The 20,592-nt window shown below is 70.7% G+C and carries 13 protein-coding genes; 7 read left to right on the top strand and 6 right to left on the bottom strand.

What is annotated here, in order from left to right:
* Window positions 1-95 precede the first annotated feature (95 nt).
* On the top strand, window positions 96-2,393 hold the full coding sequence (locus tag ABH920_RS00740; RefSeq protein ID WP_370345616.1) for a heavy metal translocating P-type ATPase: 2,298 nt from the start codon (window positions 96-98) through the stop codon (window positions 2,391-2,393).
* Between the two features lie 99 nt (window positions 2,394-2,492).
* Here ABH920_RS00740 and ABH920_RS00735 read toward each other — a convergent pair whose 3' ends face one another.
* A complete protein-coding gene (locus tag ABH920_RS00735; RefSeq protein ID WP_370345614.1) occupies window positions 2,493-4,502 on the bottom strand; it encodes a cell wall-binding repeat-containing protein in 2,010 nt (669 codons plus the stop codon).
* Between the two features lie 110 nt (window positions 4,503-4,612).
* Here ABH920_RS00735 and ABH920_RS00730 point away from each other — a divergent pair, with 110 nt between their 5' ends.
* Window positions 4,613-5,284 (top strand): hypothetical protein, encoded by a 672-nt coding sequence (locus tag ABH920_RS00730; protein WP_370345612.1) that lies wholly within the window; start codon window positions 4,613-4,615, stop codon window positions 5,282-5,284.
* 59 nt (window positions 5,285-5,343) lie between these two features.
* Here ABH920_RS00730 and ABH920_RS00725 read toward each other — a convergent pair whose 3' ends face one another.
* Window positions 5,344-7,332: a cell wall-binding repeat-containing protein gene (locus ABH920_RS00725; protein ID WP_370345610.1), complete on the bottom strand. Its 1,989-nt coding sequence runs from the start codon at window positions 7,330-7,332 to the stop codon at window positions 5,344-5,346.
* 258 nt (window positions 7,333-7,590) lie between these two features.
* On the opposite strand from ABH920_RS00725, the gene ABH920_RS00720 reads away from it, so the two are divergent.
* The 3 genes from ABH920_RS00720 to ABH920_RS00710 are packed head-to-tail and all read left to right on the top strand — an operon-like array spanning window position 7,591 to window position 12,118.
* Window positions 7,591-8,685: a glycosyltransferase family 2 protein gene (locus tag ABH920_RS00720; protein ID WP_370345608.1), complete on the top strand. Its 1,095-nt coding sequence runs from the start codon at window positions 7,591-7,593 to the stop codon at window positions 8,683-8,685.
* Window positions 8,682-11,594: a YfhO family protein gene (locus ABH920_RS00715; RefSeq protein WP_370345606.1), complete on the top strand. Its 2,913-nt coding sequence runs from the start codon at window positions 8,682-8,684 to the stop codon at window positions 11,592-11,594. Before ABH920_RS00720 ends, ABH920_RS00715 begins: the two co-directional genes overlap by 4 nt.
* The gene (locus ABH920_RS00710; protein WP_370345604.1) at window positions 11,591-12,118 is read left to right on the top strand and encodes a GtrA family protein; all 528 of its coding nucleotides are present in this window, start codon (window positions 11,591-11,593) and stop codon (window positions 12,116-12,118) included. Before ABH920_RS00715 ends, ABH920_RS00710 begins: the two co-directional genes overlap by 4 nt.
* Here the strand turns inward: ABH920_RS00710 and ABH920_RS00705 are convergent.
* The 3 genes from ABH920_RS00705 to ABH920_RS00695 all read right to left on the bottom strand — a co-directional run bounded on the left by ABH920_RS00705 (window position 12,108) and on the right by ABH920_RS00695 (window position 16,857).
* On the bottom strand, window positions 12,108-12,704 hold the full coding sequence (locus tag ABH920_RS00705; protein WP_370345602.1) for a dihydrofolate reductase family protein: 597 nt from the start codon (window positions 12,702-12,704) through the stop codon (window positions 12,108-12,110). The genes ABH920_RS00710 and ABH920_RS00705 overlap by 11 nt on opposite strands.
* A 113-nt stretch (window positions 12,705-12,817) precedes the next feature.
* Window positions 12,818-14,647, bottom strand: a complete 1,830-nt coding sequence (locus tag ABH920_RS00700) for a glycoside hydrolase domain-containing protein (protein WP_370345600.1) — start codon at window positions 14,645-14,647, stop codon at window positions 12,818-12,820.
* A 161-nt stretch (window positions 14,648-14,808) separates the two neighbouring features.
* Window positions 14,809-16,857: a cell wall-binding repeat-containing protein gene (locus tag ABH920_RS00695; RefSeq protein WP_370345598.1), complete on the bottom strand. Its 2,049-nt coding sequence runs from the start codon at window positions 16,855-16,857 to the stop codon at window positions 14,809-14,811.
* 211 nt (window positions 16,858-17,068) lie between these two features.
* Between ABH920_RS00695 and ABH920_RS00690 the strand changes: the two genes are divergently transcribed.
* On the top strand, window positions 17,069-19,519 hold the full coding sequence (locus tag ABH920_RS00690; RefSeq protein ID WP_370345596.1) for an HAD-IC family P-type ATPase: 2,451 nt from the start codon (window positions 17,069-17,071) through the stop codon (window positions 19,517-19,519).
* A 37-nt stretch (window positions 19,520-19,556) separates the two neighbouring features.
* On the opposite strand, the gene ABH920_RS00685 is transcribed toward ABH920_RS00690, so the two are convergent.
* Complete coding sequence (locus tag ABH920_RS00685; protein WP_370345594.1) at window positions 19,557-20,165, bottom strand: hypothetical protein; 609 nt, start codon at window positions 20,163-20,165, stop codon at window positions 19,557-19,559.
* Between the two features lie 119 nt (window positions 20,166-20,284).
* Here ABH920_RS00685 and ABH920_RS00680 point away from each other — a divergent pair, with 119 nt between their 5' ends.
* Window positions 20,285-20,590: a hypothetical protein gene (locus ABH920_RS00680; RefSeq protein ID WP_370345592.1), complete on the top strand. Its 306-nt coding sequence runs from the start codon at window positions 20,285-20,287 to the stop codon at window positions 20,588-20,590.
* Window positions 20,591-20,592: the final 2 nt, after the last annotated feature.

Raw genomic sequence — 20,592 nt, 5'->3', positions numbered from 1 at the left:
CGGATCAGCTGACCGGCCGCTGGCGGAATACCCCCATGGGGTATAGCGTTGGCGCTGATGAGACACTGATCCTCGTTCCACATGCGGAGGCAGCGATGGCGGAGACCACCCTGGAGGTGCCGGCGGAGTCCGGCCCTCTGAACGATGTCGAGTTGGCCATCGGTGGCATGACCTGCGCCTCCTGCGCGTCGCGGATCGAGCGCAAGCTGAACAAGCTCGAGGGCGTCACGGCCACCGTGAACTACGCCACCGAGAAGGCGAAGGTCACCTTCCCGGCCGGCTACGCGCCGACCGATCTGGTCGCCGTGGTCGAGGCGGCCGGCTACACCGCCGCCCTGCCCGAGCCGCCGGCGCCGCCGACCGCCGGGCCGGCGTCGGCCGACGGCGAGCCGCCGAAGACGGCCGCCGAGCTGGAGGACGAACGCCGCGCCGGCGCGCTGCGGCAGCGCCTGACCACCGCGGTCGTGCTGTCCGTGCCGGTGATCCTGATGGCGATGATCCCGGCCCTGCAGTTCCGCAACTGGCAGTGGGCCTCGCTGACGCTGTCCGCGCCGGTGGTCACCTACGCGGCCTGGCCTTTCCACAAGGCGGCCTGGACCAACCTGCGGCACCGTGCCGCCACCATGGACACGCTGGTGTCCGTCGGTGTTTCAGCGGCCTTCCTCTGGTCGCTGTGGGCCCTGTTCTTCGGCGACGCCGGGATGCCGGGGATGAAGCACGGCTTCGACTTCGCGATCTCCCGCACCGACGGCTCCGGGTCCCTCTACCTCGAGGCGGCCTCGGGCGTGACCGCGTTCATCCTGGCCGGGCGGTATTTCGAGCACAAGGCGAAGCGGCGCTCCGGCGCGGCTCTGCGGGCCCTGATGACGCTCGGCGCGAAGGACGTCGCGGTGCTGCGCGCCGGCGCCGAGGTGCGGATCCCGATCGGCGAGCTGGCCGTCGGCGACCTGTTCGTGGTCCGGCCCGGGGAGAAGGTGGCCACCGACGGCCTGGTGGAGCAGGGCCGCTCGGCGGTCGACGCCTCGATGCTCACCGGCGAGTCGGTCCCGGTGGACGTCGCCCCGGGCGACGCCGTCACCGGCGCCACCGTGAACACCTCCGGCCGGCTGGTGGCGCGGGCGACCCGGGTCGGCGCCGACACCCAGCTGTCCCGGATGGCGAAGCTGGTCGAGGAGGCACAGAACGGCAAGGCCGCCGCGCAGCGGCTGGCGGACCGGATCTCCGCGGTCTTCGTCCCGACGGTGATCCTGCTGTCCCTGGCCACGCTGGCCTTCTGGCTGCTGGTCGGTTCCGGCGGCGTCGCGACGGCCTTCGCGGCCGCGGTCAGCGTCCTGATCATCGCCTGCCCCTGCGCCCTGGGCCTGGCCACGCCGACCGCGCTGATGGTCGGCACCGGCCGCGGCGCGCAGCTCGGCGTCCTGATCAAGGGCCCGGAGGTGCTGGAGAACACCCGCAAGGTGGACACGATCGTGCTGGACAAGACCGGCACCGTCACCACCGGCGCCATGGCGCTGGTCGGCGTGGCCGTGGCCGACGGCGAGTCCGAGGACGAGGCGCTGCGGCTGGCCGGCGCGCTGGAGGCGGCCAGCGAGCACCCGATCGCCAAGGCGGTCGCGGCCGCCGCGGCCGAGCGGACCGGGGCCCTGCCCGAGGTCGAGGGCTTCGAGAACGTCGAAGGCCTGGGAGTCCAGGGCGTGGTGGACGGCCACGCGGTCGTGGTCGGCCGGGAGAAGCTGCTGGCCGAGTGGGCCCAGCACCTGACGCCGGAGCTGGCCTCGGCCAAGGCCGCGGCCGAGGCGGCGGGCCGCACCGCGATCGCGGTCGGCTGGGACGGCCGGGCCCGGGCGGTCCTGGAGGTCGCCGACGCGGTGAAGCCGACCAGCGCCGAGGCGATCCGCGAGCTGCGGGCCCTGGGCCTGACCCCGGTGCTGCTCACCGGCGACAACGAGACCGTGGCCCGCGCGGTGGCCGCCGAGGTCGGCATCGACGAGGTGCTGGCCGAGGTGCTGCCGGTGGGCAAGGTCGAGGCGGTGAAGCGGCTGCAGGCCGAGGGCCGCGTGGTCGCGATGGTCGGCGACGGCGTGAACGACGCGGCCGCCCTGGCCCAGGCCGACCTCGGGCTGGCCATGGGCACCGGCACCGACGCCGCGATCGAGGCCGGCGACCTGACCCTGGTCGGCGGCGACCTGCGGACCGCGGCCACCGCGATCCGGCTCTCCCGCCGCACCCTGGGCACCATCAAGGGGAACTTGTTCTGGGCGTTCGGCTACAACGTGGCGGCGCTGCCGCTGGCCGCCGCCGGGCTGCTGAACCCGATGATCGCCGGGGCCGCGATGGCGTTCTCGTCGGTGTTCGTGGTGAGCAACAGCCTGCGGCTGCGCCGGTTCCGGTAGTCCGGCGCCGCCTGCCGCGGACAAGCCGAAGCCCCGCAGACCCCCCTGGTGTCTGCGGGGCTTCGCTGTGCCCTGAGTGCTCTGAGTCCTGGTGCGCGATCAGTTCTTCGGGTTGACCACGTAGTTCACCTGGCCGCCCATGGCGCCGATCAGGTTGCCCACGCCGGAGTCGGTGACCGAGGGCACGGCCGCCGTGCCGCCGAAGACGTAGCCGGTGGTGATGCTCGAGGAGAAGCCGGTCAGCCACGCCTCGGCCTCGCTGGCCGGCTCGCCGGTCGCCGGGTTGACCAGCAGCAGCGGGCCGCCCTTCATGCCCATGAACGCGCCGCCGGACAGGGCGTCGGCCCAGTTGGCGCCGGTGGCGAAGCCGACGTTGGTGGGCGCCGAGCCCTGGCCCTCGTCCCAGCTGCCGAAGAAGGTGCGGGCGACCAGGTACGAGGTCTCGTAGCGGGTCGCGCCGACCAGCGGGGTGTGCTGGAAGCCGATGCTGGTGAGCGCGGTGTCCGCCGCTCCGCCGACGCCGTAGACCGGGGTCGGGTAGCTCGCGTTGTTGTGCGCCTTGACCTGCGCCAGGTAGGCAGCCGTGGACGCCGGCATCTTCTTGTCGTCGGTCAGGATCACCACGCCGCTGAAGGGACCGTTGTGGCCGCCGGACTCCGCCGCGGCGCCCGCCGACAGCGCGTCCGGGGACAGGTTGCCGGTGGCGACCAGGACCCGCTCCGGCTGCTGCCAGCCGCTGCCGGGCTGGGTGGTGCGGGTGACCTCGTTGGCGATCGCCACCGAGGTCGCGTACCGGTCGGCGCCGGCGAGCCGCTTCACGGTGTAGCCCATGGCGTGCACCGCGTTGGCCACGGCCGGGGACAGTGCCTGCTCGCCGCCGAGCACGTAGACGGTCTTGCCGGCCTTGGCCGGTCCGAGCACTCGCGCGATCTCGGCCTTGACGCCGGCGTCGAGGTGGTCGCTCGGGGTGAGCAGCAGCGGGGCGCCCACCGAGGTGGCCAGGGTGCTGCCGCCGAGCGCGTCGGCGAACTGGTCGGAGCGGCTCAGCACGACGTTGTTCGCCGGGTACTTGTTCGCACCCGGGTTGCCGGGGGCGGTGGTCCACTCGGCCTGCGAGGCGGCGATCGCCGTGCCGATCCGGTCGCTGCCCTGCAGCCGGACCATGGTGTTCGGGTTGGACGGCCGGTAGGACGGGAAGCCCCAGGTGTTCGACTCCACGCGCTGCCCGGTGCCGTTGGCGGCGATGGACTCGACGTCTTCCGGCTTGCCGCTGGTCTGCGTGCTCGCCTCATAGGCGATCCGGGTGCCGTCCGGCGAGTAGGTCGGGGCGATGTGGTTCTTGGTGCCGCTGGTGAGCTGCTTCGGGGTGCCGGGCGGGAAGTTCGGGTCCTGCCCGTGCCAGGCGGCGGTCCAGATCTGCTCGTAGCCGCTGGAGTCCCTGCGCAGGAACGCGATGGTCTTGCCGTCGGGCGAGACGGTCGGCGAGTCCCCGTTGGCCGCGAGCAGGACGGGTCCGGCGCTCCCACGGCCGAAGCTGTCCTGGACGTAGATGTCGGTCTGCTGGGTCGCCGAGTTGAAGTGCTGGAATGCCAGCAGATCGCCGTTGGAGTCGGGCGCGCTCTCGGCACCCTCGGTGAACTTCTGGCCCCCCAGGAAGCTCAGCGGGTCCGTCTCGTCGACCTGGGTGCCCGGCGCGAGGTAGGCCGGGACCGCCTCCAGCTTCGAGGCGCCGTTCACTTTCTCGGCGAAGACGATCGCCTTGCCGTTGTCGACCCAGGTCGGGTTCGACCGCGTGGCGCCGGCCTTGGCCGGCGCGACCACCGCGATGCCGCCCCCGCCGGCGCGCTCGGTGACCACGTTGCCGTTGCCGTCGACATAGGCGATGCGGCTGCCGTCCGGCGCCCAGGACGCCTGGGCGATGTTCCCCTGGTAGGTCCAGGCCTGGCCGCTGTAGAGCACCGTGTGGGTGCCGTTGGTGATCGTCAGCGGTGAGTTCGACGCCCCCGCCGTCGTCGCCTGCGCGCTGCCGGCCAGTCCGACGCCTGTGACGACGGAGCTGGCGAGGACGGCGGTGGCCGCCAAAGACTTCTTGATGGACTTGCTACGCATTGTGCGTCTCCCCTGAGCACTCATGTTCAAAGCCCTGTCGCACGATATGACGCACCGTTGATCGAAGGGTTGGGCCCCGTTGCGAATTCGTTATGTTCATACTGGGAACCATGCGTTTCGAGGAGGTCCCGACACCGGCCCGCATCGCCGCCCGGCCGCGTGATCTGCGGGGATATCCGGTGTTGGCGATCACGCCCTGGGAGGACGGCGAACCCCGGTTCGCCGCGACCGGAACCGCCAGGATCCTGATCTGCGCCGCCGAACGCCGGTGCTCCATCTGCGGGACGCCGATGGCGCCCGGCGAGCCGGTCTGGCGGGTGGTCGCGGGGCCGGAGGCGGATGCCATCGAGGCGGCGCTGACCGCAGGGGACGAATACGCCAACGACGCCGCGACCGTCGAGCCGCCGGGGCACCGCGTCTGCATGCTCTACGCCGCCGTGGTCTGCCCCTGGCTGGCCCGGCCCAACGCCCGGCGTGCCAACGACGTCGCCGCGCTCGGGTTCGAGATCGCCCGCGGCGAGCAGCGCGGCTTCGGCGGCGCGGTGGTGGGATTCGAAGAGTTCGAAGCCTCGGTCGGGGAGTACGTGATGTTCCGCTTCCGCGGCCTGCGGGAGTTCCGGCCGCACGAGCTCGGCGACGAGCAGCTGCCGGAGCTGCTGAAGGCCGTGGACGACGAAGCGGGCACTCCGGGGATCCCGGAGTGCCCGCCTTACCTGCTCGCCGACGAGCCGGCCGCGGAAGCGCGCTACGCGGCCCTTCTGAGGGCGATGCGCGGGTCCTGATACGCCCGCCGGACAGCTGCCGGACAGCTGCCGGAACTACTGGGCCGGCTCGGAGCCGGTCAGTAGAGGTTGGTCGCGTTCGTTTCCACGCTGACCCCGGACGGCCCGGTGATGGCGTCGGCGACCGCCGAGTTCACCGACGGCGCCACCGCGACGTCGCCGCCGAAGATCAGCCCCATGGTGAGCTGCGGCGCGGTGCGGTGCAGCCACGTGGTCACGTCCGCGCTCGGGCCGGCCTTCGGGTCGGTCAGCAGCAGCGGCCCGTTCAGGCGGCCCATCAGGGCGCCGCCGGACAGCGCGTCGGTCCAGTTCACGCCGGTCGCGAAACCGACCTTGGCGGGGCCGTCGAAGAAGTCCTTCGCGACCAGCAGCGAGGTGGCGTAGCGGTCGGCGCCCCAGACCGGCGTGAACTGCTTCGAGCCGCTGGTGCCGAAGCCGATCGTGCGCAGCGCGGTGTCGGCCTGGCCGCCGATCGCGTAGACCGGGACGCTCGTGGCCGAGCCGTTGTGCGCGGTGCGGTTCAGGTAGGCCGCGGTCGAGGCGGGCATCTTCTTGTCGTCGGTGAGGACGATGACCGTGCCGTAGCCGGGGCTCCCGGTCGACGTGGAGGCTGCGGCGCCCGCCGACAGCGCGTCGGCGAAGTTCTCCCCGGTGGCCACGAAGATCCGGGACGCGGCGTTGCCGTAGGTGATCTTGTCGGCCACCGCGACCGACGTGGCGAACCGGTCGGCGCCGCCGATCCGCTGGACCTTGTAGCCCATGGCCTTCACGGCGTTGAACACCGCCGGGGACAGGGCCTGCTCGCCGCCGAGCAGATACACGGTCTTGGTCAGCTGCGGGTTCGAACTCGGCGCACCGAGGACCCGGCTGATCTCCGCGCGCACCGCCGGGTTCAGGCCGGTGCTCTGGGTCAGCAGCAGCGGGCCGCTGACCCGCTGGGCCAGCGCCGAGCCGCCGAGCGCGTCGGCGAACTGGTCCGAGCGCGACAGCACCACGCTGTCGGCGTGCGGGCCGTTGTTCGAGCCGCTCGGCCAGACCGACCGCGAGGCCTCGATCGCGGTCCCGATCCGGTCCGCGCCCGCGACCCGGTCCAGCTGCTTGACGTTCAGCGGCTGGTAGGACGGGATCCCCGGGGTGCCGCGCACCTCGGTCGGGGTGCCGCCGGCGGCCGGGACCGTCACCACGTCCTTGGGCTCCGGCGGCGTCGGGCCCATGTGCAGGATCATGCCCTCGGCGGCGATCGTCTTGCTGTCCGGCGACCAGGTCAGGTGCGAGAAGCCGGGCACGGCCAGGTTCGTCACGTGGGTGATCACCGGTGCCGGGTTGCCGTGCGAGTCGAACGGGACCGGCAGCGCGACGGTGTCGATCTGGCCGCCGGCGTCGACGAAGGCCACCGCGTGCCCGTCCGGCGCGATCGAGGGGTCGGTGCCGTCCACCAGCTTCACGGCCCGCGGCCCGCGGGAGTTCCGGTCCAGGATCATCACCTGGCCGTCCTCCTGGAAGACGAGGCGGCTCAGCGGCATGGTGTTCGGGTCGTAGGGGTTCCAGGGCCGGTAGGTCGCGTCCGGCGCGGTGTCCGAGCCCTTGTCGCCGACGGTCTCGGCGACCGGCGTCTCGACCGTCGGCGCGCCCATGGTCAGACCGTTGGCGTCCACCGACATCAGCTTCGACGCTCCGGCCGGCCCCTCGGCGAAGACGATCTCCGAGCCGCCGTCCTCCCACGTCGGGTGCGAGCGGGTGGCGCTGCTGTGCGTGAGCTCCCGGACGTCGCCCCCGGAAGCGTTGGCGACGGCGAGCTGCCCGTTGCCGTCGATGTAGGCGACGTGGCTGCCGTCCGGCGACCACGCGGCATCCGTGACGGAGCCGCCGATGTGTACCGTGTGCGTGCTGAACGTGATGTTTCCCGAACCGTCGCTGATGCTCAACGGCGAGTCGGCCGATCCGGGGCTGGCGGCCTGGGCCGAGCCCGCGGAGCCGACCGCGATCGCCGCGACGGAACTGGCGAGGACGGCAGAAGCCGCCAGAGACTTGCGGAGAGTGGGACGCATGACACGACTCCTGCGGGTTGCATGGGACTCGACGGGATGGTTTCGCGATGCCTTGCGCTTCGTTGGACGCCGCAACGCCGAACTGGTTGTCGAAAGTTATGAATCCGTGATCCGGTACCCTGTGCGATCGCGGGAGGCAGACATCCCGCCGACGCAACCGGCTGTCCGAAAACATGCGTCCTCACTGCAGTAATGCCGTCCGTCGCGGCGTGCTCGGGTAGCCTGGCCCCGCAGTCCACGTCCATAACCGGAGATCCCATGCGTCTGTCCCTGGTCGTCCCGTGCTTCAACGAAGAAGCGGTTTTGGCGAGGTTCCACGAGGTGGTGCGGGCCGAGACCGCGGGGATAGCGGACGAGGTCGAGTTGGTCTTCGTCGACGACGGCTCCCGGGACGGCACCCTGGAGCTGATGAAGAAGCTCGCGGCCGAGGATCCCGGGGTCAAATACGTCGCCCTGAGCCGCAACTTCGGCAAGGAGCCGGCGATGCTGGCCGGGCTGAAGCGGGCCAGCGGGGACGCGGTGATCATCATCGACGCCGACCTGCAGCACCCTCCGGAACTGCTGGGACGCATGGTCGACCTGCACCGGACCGGCTTCGACCAGGTCATCGCGCAGCGGGACCGCGAGGGCGACAAGAAGGTGCGGTCGTTCATCTCCCGCGCCTACTACAAGCTGATCAACAGGATGGTGGACGTCGAGCTGGTGGACGGGGTCGGCGACTTCCGGCTGCTGTCCCGGCGCGCGGTCGACGCGCTGCTGGCGATGCCGGAGTACAACCGGTTCTCCAAGGGCCTGTACGCCTGGATCGGTTTCGACGCCGTCACCTTCAACTACCGCAACGCGGTGCGCGAGGCCGGGGAGACCAAGTGGTCCTTCCGGCGGCTGCTGGACTACGGCGTGGACTCGCTGCTGTCGTTCAACAACAAGCCGCTTCGCCTGGTCATCTACCTGGGCTTCCTGTTCTTCAGCGTCTCCTTCGCCTACATGCTGTGGATCATCGTGGCGGCGATGCTGCACGGCAACCACACCCCCGGCTACGTCACGACCATCGCCGCCATCGTCGGCATCGGCGGCCTGCAGATGTTCACGGTCGGGGTGATCGGCGAGTACGTCGGCCGCATCTACTACGAGGCCAAGCAGCGGCCGCACTACCTGGTCAAGGAGACCGAGTCCGGCCCGCTGCGGCACCAGAGCGACTTCCTGGCCATCTCTGGCGACCACCGCCTGGTGACCGGGACCGTGGCGCCCGCCACGCACACCACCTCCGCGCCGACTGCCGCGTCCGCGGCCGGCGACCAGTCCGACCCGGTCAACGGCGTCCCCGGGGCGCGAGAGCTGAACGGAATCCAGTGAGCAGAACCGTCTGGCGGGGCCTGCGCCGCAATCTGTACCTGGTCCTCGCCTTCGTCGTCCCGGCGGTGGTCTACGGGGCGATACTGGCCGACCGCGGGATCTACCCCTTCGACCCGCACGGCACGTACACGGTGTTCATGATCGACCTGAACAACCAGTACGCGCAGTTCTACTCGTACTTCGACCAGGCGCTCACCGGCCACGGCTCGCTGCTGTTCACCTGGCGCGCCGACGGCGGCATGAACTTCTGGCCGATCGTGGCGTACTACCTGACCAGTCCCTTCGGGCTGCTGACGCTGTTCGCCTCGGACCACCGGCTGCCGATAATGATCGGCTTCATCACGCTGCTGAAGCTGGCGTCGGCGAGCCTGGGGATGGCGCTGTTCCTGCGCAAGTTCCGTGGCGACGTCAGCCAGGGACTGCACTCGGTGGTGAACAAGACCGTCATCGTGGTCCTGTCCACCGCCTACGCGCTGGGTGCCTTCTCCCTGATCTACGCGTTCAACATCATGTGGCTGGACTCGCTGTACCTGCTGCCGTGGGCGCTGCTCGGCGTGGAGCGGCTGCTGGCCAGGGGCCGGGTCACCGCGCTGGCGATCGCGATCGGTCTGAACCTGGTCATCGACTTCTACACCGGCGCGATGGTCTGCGTCTTCGTGTGCATGTACGCGCTGGCGCGCTACGTCGGTGTCCGCGAGCGTTTCGAGCGCGCCGACTTCCTACGCACCGCCGGCAGGTTCGCCGTGGCCGGCGTCATCGGCGGGCTGCTCGCCGCGGCCTTCATCGTGCCGACCTACTTCGGCGGCCTGAAGCAGAAGACGAGCCTGCACGTCGACGCCTCGGTGAACCCGCCGATCCCGGTGCTGTCGATGCTGGTGCGGTTCTTCGGCGGCACCACCGACGCCGGGACGTCGCTGACGCCGAACGTCGGGTCCGCGACGCTGATCCTGGTGCTGGTGCCGCTGTTCTTCATGGTGAAGAGCATCAAGCGGGCCGAGCGGATCGCCTTCGGCGCGATTCTGGCGTTCCTGATCCTGGCGATGGAGATCAAGCCGCTCTACATCCTGATGCACGGCGGCCAGATGCCGAACGCCTTCCCGTTCCGCTTCGCGTTCCTGATCACCGCGCTGCTGGCGTTCCTGGCGTTCCGGGCCTGGGTCGGCATCGACTCGGTGAAGCAGATCAAGTGGCTCGGGGTGAGCGCGGCGGCGTGGTTCGTGGTGCTGTACTGGGGGCGCCAGAGCTACCCGTGGATCATCCGGCCGGCGGTCGTGCAGTTCGACGCGCTGATCCTGGTCGTCGGTACCGCGCTCCTGTCGTTCGCGCTGTATCTGCGGGTGCGGCCCGCGGACGAGCCGATGGTCAAGTGGCTGGGCTGGATGCCCAAGCAGCTGGCCACTCCGAAGATCGCCGCGGTGGCCGCCGTCGCGGTGCTGGCCGTGGACGCCTCGGGCTCGGCCTCGCTGATCGGCCAGAAGGCGCTCGGCAAACAGCCGAGCACCAGCAACGGCTCTATCACGTGGGCCAACTGGTACAACTCGCCGAGCAAGTCCTACGGAACCGCGCTCACCTCGCTGCAGCCGAGCAACGACGAGTTCTTCCGCGCCGAGGGCTTCGACCAGAACCTGCGCAGCACCAACGACGGCCTGCGCTTCGGCAACTTCGCGTTCACGCACTTCTCCTCGCTGTCCGCGGCGAGCCTGCACGAGAACATGGCGAACCTGGGCTTCTCGCACTACCCCTCGTACGTCTGGTCCGCGCACACCGGCGCCACGCTGTTCACCGACGCGCTCCTGGGCTACCAGTACCTGGTCGGCACCACGCGCGAGACGCCGGACGGCACGATCGACCGCCTCGGCGCGACGCTGCAGAAGACGTACAACGACACCGCGGCGGCCAAGCCCGGGGCGCCTGCTCCGGCACCGGACATCACCACGGTCTACAAGATCGATGACACGTTGCCGGTCGGGTTCCGGCTCACCGGTACCGACCTGGCGGACTTCACGGCGCCGGGGCCGTCGAATTCCCCCTTCGCCGCACAGGAGCAGGCGTTCGGGATGCCCGGCGCGTTCCAGTCGATGTGCGGCAGCCCGACCGTCACCGCCAGCGACGGCGTGAGCGTCACGCCGGCCGCCGACGGCAGCGTGTCGATCAAGGTCCCGACCAAGGCGCGCGCGGACAAGCAGCTCTACAGCGACAAGATCGTGTGGCAGTGCCAGTCCTCGGGACCGCGGCAGCTGTACATGTACGCGCCGACCGCGCAGCCCACCGGGCTGTCCTACGTCCGGGTGGACGGCCAGAACCGGCCGGCGCCGCGGACGGTCGACGTCCCCGCGCACGACCTGGCGAACATCGCCTACCCCGGCGGCTTCGACAACGGCATCCAGGACCTGGGCAGCGTCCAGGCCGGCTCGTTCACGGTCACGATGTTCAGCGAGAACCTGCCGTTGCACAACTCGTACACGGTGCCCGCCAGCCCGATCCGCGGCCTGGACCCGACCGCCGTCGACGCGAAGCTGACGCAGCTGCGCGTCGGCGGGGTGACCGGCGTGCACTGGAACGACACCGGCCTGGCGGCGACCACCACCGGGGACACCGCGGCCACCGTCTTCCTCTCGGTCCCGACGATCCCGGGCTGGTCGGTCACGGTCGACGGCAAGTCGGTGAAGACGACTGACCTGCTCGGTACCTTCACCGGCGTCCCGGTTCCGGCCGGGACTCACCGGATCTCGATGTCCTTCACCCCTCCGGGGCTCTACGCGGGTATCGGAGGCAGCACGGTGGGCCTGTTGGCGCTGGGCGGTGTCTGGTGGTTCCAGCGGCGGCGTGCGGCGGTTGCCGGGGCTGCCGAGCCGGCTGCCGGTGAGGGCGCGGGCGAGGCCCAGGTCCCGCAGGACGCGCTGTCATGACGGGGCTGATCAGGACGCTGGCGAAGAACACGTTCGTCCGTTATGCGTTCAGCGGCGGTTCGGCGCTGGTGACCGAAGAGGTCGTGCTGTATCTGACGCACGGCCTGATGAAGTTCCCGCTGTGGCTGGCGACGGGGTTGGCGTACCTGATCGCGTTCGGCGTGAACTTCTCGATCAACCGGATGCTGACGTTCGCCGACCACGGCGCACGCGAGGGCGCGATGCACAAGCAGACGGTGCGCTTCGCGCTGCTGGTGTGCGTGAACCTGGGTGTCACGCAGGTGCTGATGTACTCGCTGACCGGCGCCGGGGTGAACTACCTGATCGCGAAGCCGCTGTCGACGGTGGTCATCACGCTGTACAACTTCTGGCTGTACAAGCACTGGGTGTTCAAGCCAGAGACGGCGCTGGAGACGGAGACGGGCCCGGAGCTGGAGAAGGCCGGGCCCGGTGGCGGAACCGGGGCCCGGTCCGTTCCGGGGGCGCCCGCTTCGGAGGCGCCCGCTTCCGAGGTCAGTGCTTGACCACGCGGTAGCCGAGGTGCGTCACGCCGTTGCCGGGGCGCACCGAGGTCTGCTCCAGCTCGTAGGGCGCGCCCTTCAGATTGTCGAAGAACCGCGTGCCCTCGCCGAGCATCGCCGCGACCAGGTCCACGGTGAGCTCGTCGAGCAGCCCCTCGTTCAGGGCCTGCTGGGTCAGGTCGGCGCTGCCGATGACCACCGTCTGGCCGCCGCCGAGCTCCTGCCCCTTGGCGATCGCCGCTGAGACGCCGCCCTCGGTGACGAAGTGGACCGAGGACCCCTCGCGCGGCCAGCTCTCCGGGACGCGATGGGTCAGCACCACGACCGGCACACCGAGCGGGTGCAGGCCGTTCCAGCCGCCGGCCGCGTCGAAGGAGCGGCGGCCGTAGAGGATGGCGCCGAGCGAGGACTTGGCGTCCTCCAGGCCCTCGGCCTCGTGGGCGTCGGTCTTGAACTCCCAGTCCTGGTCGCCGACGGTCTCCGTGACCACGTCGCCGCGGCTGTACCAGCCGAACAGGGTGTCCACGCCGTCGGTGGGGTGGTTGACGAAGCCGTCGAGGGACATGGACATGTTCGCGGTGACGGTCATTTTTTCGTGCTCCTTGCCGGGTGTGCGTGATGGTTTCCAGCAAAGCGTCGAACGGGCCGTGTCGCATTCGACACGGCCCGCTCGTTGGTTTCGGCGCCACTGCGGCGCCAGTCCTACTTGATGGTCACCGAATCCCACTGGCCCGGGTAGCTGAACGTGTTGCCCAGCGCCGTCGCCGCGGCCGGCGAGATCGCCGCCGGGCCGCCGACCAGCGTCGCGGTGGTGATCGGGTTGTTCTTCGCGCCGAGATAGTAGGCGGTCGGTGCGGGCAGTGTCTTCGGGTCCGTCAGCAGCAGCGGCACGCCGCGGTGCGCGGCCATCGCGCCGCCGGACAGGGCGTCCGGCCAGTTGGCGCCGGAGGCGACGACCACCGAGGTGGGCAGGTAGGCGAAGCGGGCGGCGACGGCTGCCGCGGTGCCGTAGCGGTCCGCGCCGAACAGCGGGGTGAAGTTCACCCAGTTGGTCCAGGACGGGAACGCGGTGTGCACCGCGGCTACGGCCTTGCCGCCGATGCCGTACATCTTGGTGGCGTTCGGGTCCATGCCGGCCAGGTAGTCGCGGGTCGCCGGCGGCAGGGTCGCGCCGTTGCTGAGGACGACCACCGCACCGTTGTGGGAGACGTCGCCGGGCTGCGGGGCCGGTGCGCCGGGCGTCGGCGTCTGCGCGGCGATACCGAGGGCTCCGGCGGTGGCTCCGGCGGCCAGTGCGTCGGGGAAGTCGACGCCGGTGGCGATCAGGACGCTGGACGGCGGTCCGTTCGGGGAGATGGTGCGGGCGATGTTCACGGCGGTCCCGAAGCGGTCGCCGCCGGCGACGCGCCGGGGCACGAAGCCGTTGGCACTGATCGCGCGTTCCACCGCCGGGGACAGCGCCTGCGTGCCACCGAGCAGGTACACCGTCGAGCCCGGGACCAGGATCCGGTGCAGCTCGTTCATCGTGGCCGGGTTCATCGCCTTGGTGCCGGTGAGCAGCAGCGGACCGTCGGCCTGCGCGGCCAGGGCCGAGCCGCCGAGGGCGTCGGCGAAGGTGTCGTCGCGGCTGAGCACCGCGGACTTGGCCTGGTCGCGGCCCGCGTTGCCGCAGCCGTGGCAGTCGAAGGTGCGCACGCTGGCCAGCACCGCGGTCAGGTCGCGGTCGAACCCGGCCAGCCGCTCGACCGTGGCCCGGCTGGCCTGGCCGACGTCGAACCAGTCGGTGTCGATGTTGATCGTGACGCCGCCGTAGGTCTCGTCGTGCCCGCCCTGGGTCTGGTGCACGCGCTGGTGGTTCGCCCACTGCGAGGGCTGCACGTTCGGGTCGGCGGTGGTGTTCGTGTTGTTCCACGCGGCGATGTCGAGGACGTCGGGCGAGCTCGCGCCGTACGCCGCCGACTGGTCCTTGATCCCGGTGCTGGAGCTGGAGTACCAGCCGGAGCGGAAGCCGTTGCGGTGCAGTTCCTGGGTCCAGCCCTGCGAGTAGGAGATGACCAGCTGGGTGTAGCTGGCGTCGTAGTTCTCCATGTCGTCGTAGATGACCGAGGCGGGCGGGAAGTTCAGGCCGCGCGCCAGGTTCGCCGCGTCGTCGGCCTCGGAGGAGCCGAGCTGGAACGCGGTGGCCGGGGTGAGGTTCGTGAAGTCGCTCTGGGTGTTGCCGCTCGCGTCCTTGTACTCGGCCTGGCTCCCGACGTAGAGCGGCAGGAACCGCCAGCCGTTCGCGGCCTGGCGGCCGACCCAGTCCTTGGTGAGGTTCGCGGTGTTCTGCGGCTTGCAGCCCGGCGCGTAACGCAGTCCCCCGAGATAGATCCCGACGGCGCGGTACGGCGACTGCAGCCAGGCGTCCATCGAGGCGTTGTCCGGGGCCCAGCAGGGGTCGAAGCCGGCGCCGGAGTAGACCGTGCTCGGCACGGCCTCCGGTGTCGGCGGGCTCGCGGTCGCGCTGAGCAGCCAGGTGGCGAGCCCCGCCATGGCCAGAGCGGTCGCACAGACCGCTGCCGTGACCCGCTTGGGCCACCGATGGAACAACGCCGACACCTAACCCACACCCCGCCCTTTGTTTCCCCGAAGCAGACGGCGCGGGCTCGGACGAGCCCGCGCCGTCTGCTTCACTTGCTACGGCCCGTGGGGCCTCAGACCATCGGGTTCGACGGGTAGTCCACCCCGCCGCTCCCGCCGATGAGTCCGCCCACTACCTTGTCGACGCTCCCGGGGACCGCGACGTTTCCACCGAAGATCTCGGCCCGGTTGAACTGGCCGTTGTCCTGCCCCAGCCACTGCGCGGCCCCGCTCGGTACCCCGGTCTTCGGGTTGACCAGCAGCAGCGGACCGTTCTCGGTGCCCATCTCGGCGCCGCCGGACAGGGCGTCGGCCCAGTTCATCCCGGTGGCCAGGCCGACCGCGTTGGCGGAGCCGAAGAAGTACCGCGCGACCAGGGCCGAGGTCAGATACCGGTCGTCGCCCCACAGGCCCAGGAACGAGCCGGACTGGTAGCCGGCCGGGATCCAGTGCGACCCCAGTGCCTTGGCCGCCTGGCCGCCGATGCCGTCCAGCTCGATGAAGTTCGCAGGCTTCGTGTGCTGCGGGTCCGAGTTCAGATTGGTACGGCCGGTAAGCGGGGCCAGGTACTGGACTGTCGGCTGCGGCATCACCGCGTCGTCGGTGAGCAGCACGACCGCGTTCTTGCCCTGATGCGCGTTGATCGCGCCGGCCGCGGCACCGGCGGACAGCGGGTCGGCGAAGCCTTCGCCGGTGGCCACCAGGATGTAGTCCGGGGCGACGCCGGGACCGGTGATGGTGTTCGCGATCGCCACCGCGGTCGAGAAGCGGTCCTGGCCGGCGACCCGCTGCACGTGGTAGTTCAGCGCGGTCAGAGCGTTCGCCACGGCCGGGGACAGCGCTTGCGTGCCGCCGAGTACGAACACCGTCTTGGCGCCGTCGCCGGGGCCCAGCACGCGCTGGATCTCCGCCTTCACCGCCGAGTCCAGGCCGGACGTCCCGGTCAGCAGCAGCGGGCCGCCGACCTTCGCGGCCAGCGCCGAGCCGCCGAGCGCGTCGGCGAACTGGTCGGAGCGGCTGAGCACGACCGCCTTGGCCGCCACGCCCTGGGAGTTCTTGGCGCCCGCGGTGGCCCAGTGCGACTGGGAGACCTTGATGGCGGTGCCCAGGCGGTCGGCGCCGGCGATGCGCTCCACGTGGTCGCGGACCGTCGGCTGGAAGGCCGGCAGGCCGATGACCTTGGTGCCGGGGACGACCTCGGTGTAGGCGGCGCTCTTGGCGGCGGCGGCCGGGACCGACATGGTGTCGACGTCCTTGCCGGTGCTGTCCAGCGCCTGGAACACCAGGCCGGAGCCGTCCGGGGTCCACACCGGGTTCTCGAAGCCGCCGCCGTTGGTCACCTGGTTCAAGGTGGCGGCGGGGTTGCTCAGAGCGATCGTGTAGATGTTGTTGCCGGCGTTGGCCGGGGTCGGCGTCGCGGCGACGAAGGCGACGTGCGTGCCGTCCGCCGAGATCGACGGGTCCCAGCCGGTGGCGATCAGGACCGGCGTCGAGGCCGCCTGCGAGCGGTCCCACAGGTAGATCTGCGAGGCCTTGCCCGGCGTGTTGACCTGGTAGACCAGCAGCGAGCCCACCGCGTCGGGGTGGACGACATCACTCCCGGCCGCGGCCTGCAGCGTCTGGACGGCCGGGGCACCGCCGGTGCCCTGGATACCGTTGCCGTAGGCCCAGTTCAACACGAAGTTGTAGGGCTGCTTCGTGTCGGGGTTCGTGCCGGGGTCCTTCTCCGACCACACGACCTTCGACCCGCCGTCGATCCACGTCGGGTGGCTGCGGACGGTCCCGTTGGGCGGGACGGGGGCGATCATCTGGGCCGCGCCACCGGGGACGCCGGCCATGATCGCCCCGGTGGTGGTGTCCACCCACGCGGCCCGGGCGCCGGTCGGGGCCCACGCGAGGTCCCGCATCTGCGGGGCGAAGGCGAGCCCGTACTTGGTCCCGGTGACGGCGGCGACATGGGTCGGCGCCGAGGAGTTGCCCCCGGAGAAGGTGAGGGTCGCGGTGCCGCTCGGGCTCGGCGTGGTGGCGTTCGCCGCCGGGGCGATGAGTCCGGCCGCCGCGGCCACCGAGGTGGCTATCGTCGCGGTCAGCGCCAGCGGCCGGCGCAAAGCAGAGTCAGACATGAATTGGCTCCTTGGCCTGTCGTCAGCGCGGCGCTGCGCCCGGCGTGGGGGCGCGTCCCGAAATGCGCGGGCATGCCGCGGTGACGAGGTTAGGCCACACGAGCGAATGCGGTCCCTGATCCGGGACCGGTACGTAGGCGAATTCATATTTACGCCCCGGACAGATTCTCCGATTTGCGGCCAACCGTGGGTTCAGGTTCTGATGGGACGCATGACGCATCCTGGGACAGCTGTGGCCGAGCCGCTCTCGGGGCTCACTTCGGCCCAGGTCGAGCAGCGTGTCGCGGCTGGCGAGGTGAACGACGTCCCGGCGAGGACCTCGCGCTCGATGTCCGAGATCGTGCGTTCGAACGTCTTCACGCCGTTCAACGCGATCATCGGCACGCTGTTCGTGATCGAGCTGGCCGTCGGGCCGATCCAGGACGCGTTGTTCGGGTTCGTCATCGTCGCCAACTCCGCGATCGGCATCCTGCAGGAATGGCGTGCGAAGCAGACCCTGGACTCGCTGGCGGTGGTCGGCGAGGCCCGGCCCCGGGTCCTGCGCGACGGCGCCGAGCAGGAGATCGAGGCCTCGCGGATTGTGCTCGGCGACGTGATCGTGCTCGGTCCGGGCGACCGCGTGGTGGTGGACGGCACGGTGGCGCGCGCCGACGCCCTGGAGGTCGACGAGTCGCTGCTCACCGGCGAGTCCGACCCGGTGCTCAAGCGGGCCGGCGACCCGGTGATGTCCGGATCCTTCGTGGCGGCCGGCTCCGGCGCCTTCGAGGCCACCAAGGTCGGGCACCAGGCCTACGCCGCCAAGCTGGCCGAGGAGGCGCAGAAGTTCACGCTGGTCGACTCCGAGCTGCGCTCCGGCATCAACAACATCCTGAAGTACATGACCCTGCTGATGGTCCCGGCCGGGATCCTGCAGGTGGTGACCCAGCTGAACCGGGCCGGCGGGGTCCGCTCCGGGATCAGCCGCACCATCGCCGGGCTGGTGCCGATGGTCCCGGAGGGCCTGGTGCTGCTGACCTCGGTGGCGTTCGCGGTCGGGGTGATCCGGCTGGGCCAGAAGAACTGCCTGGTGCAGGAGCTGCCGGCGATCGAGGGGCTGGCGCGGGTGGACACCGTGTGCCTGGACAAGACCGGGACGCTGACCGAGGGCGGGATGGCCTTCGACGCGATCGAGGAGCTGCCGGGCGCTGGTGGCGCGGCCGGCGCTGGTGATGCGGTCGGTGCGGGTGGCGCGGCTGGCACGACTAGCGCGTCGTCCGGCGTGTCCGGCGCCGACGTGCCGACCGTCCTGGCCGCTCTCGGTGCGGCCGAGGAACGCCCGAACGCCACGATGCAGGCGGTCATGGAGCAGTTCCCGGGACCGGCGGCCGGCTGGACCGCCGCGCAGGTCGCGCCGTTCTCCTCGGCCCGAAAGTGGTCCGGGGTCACCTTCGCCGACGACAAGGGCACCTGGCTGCTCGGTGCCCCTGACGTCCTGGGCCGCGACACCCCGGCCGCCGACCGGGCGGAGAAGCTCGGCGCCACCGGCCTGCGGGTCCTGATGCTGGCCCGCGCCGAGGGCCCGGTGGACGCCGTGGTCGAGGGCTCGATCACCCCGGTCGCGCTGATCACGCTGCGCCAGCGGGTCCGCTCCGACGCCCGCTCCACGCTGGAGTACTTCGAGAAGCAGAGCGTCGCGCTGAAGGTGATCTCCGGCGACAACGCCGTGTCGGTCGGCGCGGTCGCGGCCTCCCTGAAGCTGCCCGGCGCGGCCGATCCGAAGGACGCCCGGACGCTGCCCGAGGGCGACGCCGCCGCGTTCGCCGAGGACGTCGCCGAGCACTCCGTCTTCGGCCGGGTGACCCCGCAGCAGAAGCGCGAGATGGTCAAGGCGCTCCAGTCGCGCGGGCACACCGTGGCCATGACCGGCGACGGCGTCAACGACGTGCTGGCCCTGAAGGACGCCGACATCGGCGTGGCGATGGGCTCCGGCGCCGGGGCGACCAGGGCGGTCGCGCAGATCGTGCTGCTGGACGACCGCTTCGCCACGCTGCCGGAGGTGGTCGCCGAGGGCCGCCGGGTGATCGGCAACATCGAGCGGGTCGCCAACCTGTTCCTGGTGAAGTCGGTCTACTCGTTCGTGCTGGTGATCCTGGTCGGCATCTTCCAGCTCGAATACCCCTTCCTGCCCCGGCACACCACGCTGATCGCCGCGCTGACCATCGGGATCCCGGCGTTCTTCCTGGCGCTGGCGCCGAACTACGAGCGCGCCAAGCCCGGCTTCGTGCGCCGGGTGCTGCGCTTCGCGATCCCGGCCGGCCTGGTCGCCGGGATCGAGGTGTTCGTCGCGTACTGGGTGGCGCGCGGCGAGACGGACGCGCTGGGGGAGGCTCAGACCACTGCGATGATCTCGCTGTTCGCGTGCAGCCTGTACATCGTGCAGCTGGTGGCGCGGCCGATCGTCTGGTGGAAGGTCGTGCTCATCGCGTCGATGGCCGGCTTGTTCGTGCTCTGCGTCGCGCTGCCGTACGGCCGGCACTTCTTCGATCTGCACTTCGGACCGTGGTACCAGTGGACCACGGGCCTGGCGATCGCCGCGGTGGCGTGCGTCGCCTTGGAGGTGCTGTGGCACTATCTGAGCGCACACAGCAAGAGTGCGGCGACGGAGCCTGCCGAAGCCGGCTAGCCGCCGCTACCCGTTACCCGTTCGTGCCCGCCGTGCCTCAGCTGCAGCCGGCGGCCTTCAACGCCGTCGGGTTGACGCCCGGCGTGATGCCCGCCAGTTGGCACAGCGTGGAGTCCGCGACCTGCCAGTGCCCGGACGCCGAGTCGTAGATCGCGTCGCCGGTGGCGTGCGGCAGCGCCGGCTGGCCGTTGAGCAGGATCGCGAAGTCGACCTTGGCGTGCGTGGCGCTGTCGAACGTCACGGTGTTCACCTGGATCGAGGACTTCTCGCCGCTGGCCGCCGCGGCCAGCGCCGTGAGCAGCGCCTGGACCTGGGCGGCGTTCTGCACCATCGACCCCTTGGTCGCGGCGTCGATGCTGTTGTCGAAGAACTTGTTGTACGCGTCCTTCACCTGCTGGGTGGCGCCCGCGACGTCGGTGGGCTGACCCCCGGTCGCGGAGCTGGACGAGCTGGACGAGCTGCTGGAACTGGAACTGCTGGAACCGCCCGCGGCGGAACTGGAGCTGGAACTGCTCGAACCTCCGGTGGAGGTGCTGCTACCGCTCGCCGACGGCGAGGACTTGCTGGAGGAACAGCCGGCGGCGAGGAGTGCCGCGACGGCCAGGGTTGCGCCGGTACGAACGAGCGATGTGCGTCTTGATGTCACGGAGGATCACGCTCCTGAAGAGTATTCCCGGCCTCTTCCACCTGACATACCATCATCTCCAGTAAGGGTCCACAGACACACCCGCCTCATTGATGTCGACGGAGGAAGGTGTCCCACCTATGTCCCGCCTCGATGACCTTGATCGGCGGACGCGCGTGGCGCTCGGCGGGGCCGTCGGCTTCGTCGGGATCCTGCTGTTGGTCCTCGGCTGGTATCTGATATCCGGCGAGGCGATCGCGGCGAAGCAACTACCGTATCTGGCCTCTGCTTCGATACCCGGCGCGGTGCTGGTGGTCTGCGGATTCGTGCTCGCGGTGTCTGGGACAACGGACCCTGACACCGCCCGCCGGATCGCCGAGTTGCACGCGCTGTTCACCGAGGCCGTGGACGACAGCACGGCCGGGACCGTCGGGACCGAGGAGTAGGC

This window comes from Catenulispora sp. EB89 (assembly GCF_041261445.1).
Taxonomy (GTDB): Bacteria; Actinomycetota; Actinomycetes; order Streptomycetales; family Catenulisporaceae; genus Catenulispora.
Note: the sequence above shows the minus strand (reverse complement) of the source record. Positions and strands in the feature narration are given on the sequence as shown.

Excerpts from the sequence above, each read along its gene's own strand:
- ABH920_RS00700 (WP_370345600.1), bottom strand. The coding sequence starts at position 14,647 with ATGGCGGGGCTCGCCACCTGGCTGCTCAGCGCGACCGCGAGCCCGCCG.
- ABH920_RS00680 (WP_370345592.1), top strand. The coding sequence starts at position 20,285 with ATGTCCCGCCTCGATGACCTTGATCGGCGGACGCGCGTGGCGCTCGGC.
- ABH920_RS00735 (WP_370345614.1), bottom strand. The coding sequence starts at position 4,502 with ATGCGTAGCAAGTCCATCAAGAAGTCTTTGGCGGCCACCGCCGTCCTC.
- ABH920_RS00705 (WP_370345602.1), bottom strand. The coding sequence starts at position 12,704 with ATGACCGTCACCGCGAACATGTCCATGTCCCTCGACGGCTTCGTCAAC.
- ABH920_RS00720 (WP_370345608.1), top strand. The coding sequence starts at position 7,591 with ATGCGTCTGTCCCTGGTCGTCCCGTGCTTCAACGAAGAAGCGGTTTTG.
- ABH920_RS00710 (WP_370345604.1), top strand. The coding sequence starts at position 11,591 with ATGACGGGGCTGATCAGGACGCTGGCGAAGAACACGTTCGTCCGTTAT.
- ABH920_RS00695 (WP_370345598.1), bottom strand. The coding sequence starts at position 16,857 with ATGTCTGACTCTGCTTTGCGCCGGCCGCTGGCGCTGACCGCGACGATA.
- ABH920_RS00740 (WP_370345616.1), top strand. The coding sequence starts at position 96 with ATGGCGGAGACCACCCTGGAGGTGCCGGCGGAGTCCGGCCCTCTGAAC.
- ABH920_RS00725 (WP_370345610.1), bottom strand. The coding sequence starts at position 7,332 with ATGCGTCCCACTCTCCGCAAGTCTCTGGCGGCTTCTGCCGTCCTCGCC.
- ABH920_RS00690 (WP_370345596.1), top strand. The coding sequence starts at position 17,069 with ATGACGCATCCTGGGACAGCTGTGGCCGAGCCGCTCTCGGGGCTCACT.
- ABH920_RS00730 (WP_370345612.1), top strand. The coding sequence starts at position 4,613 with ATGCGTTTCGAGGAGGTCCCGACACCGGCCCGCATCGCCGCCCGGCCG.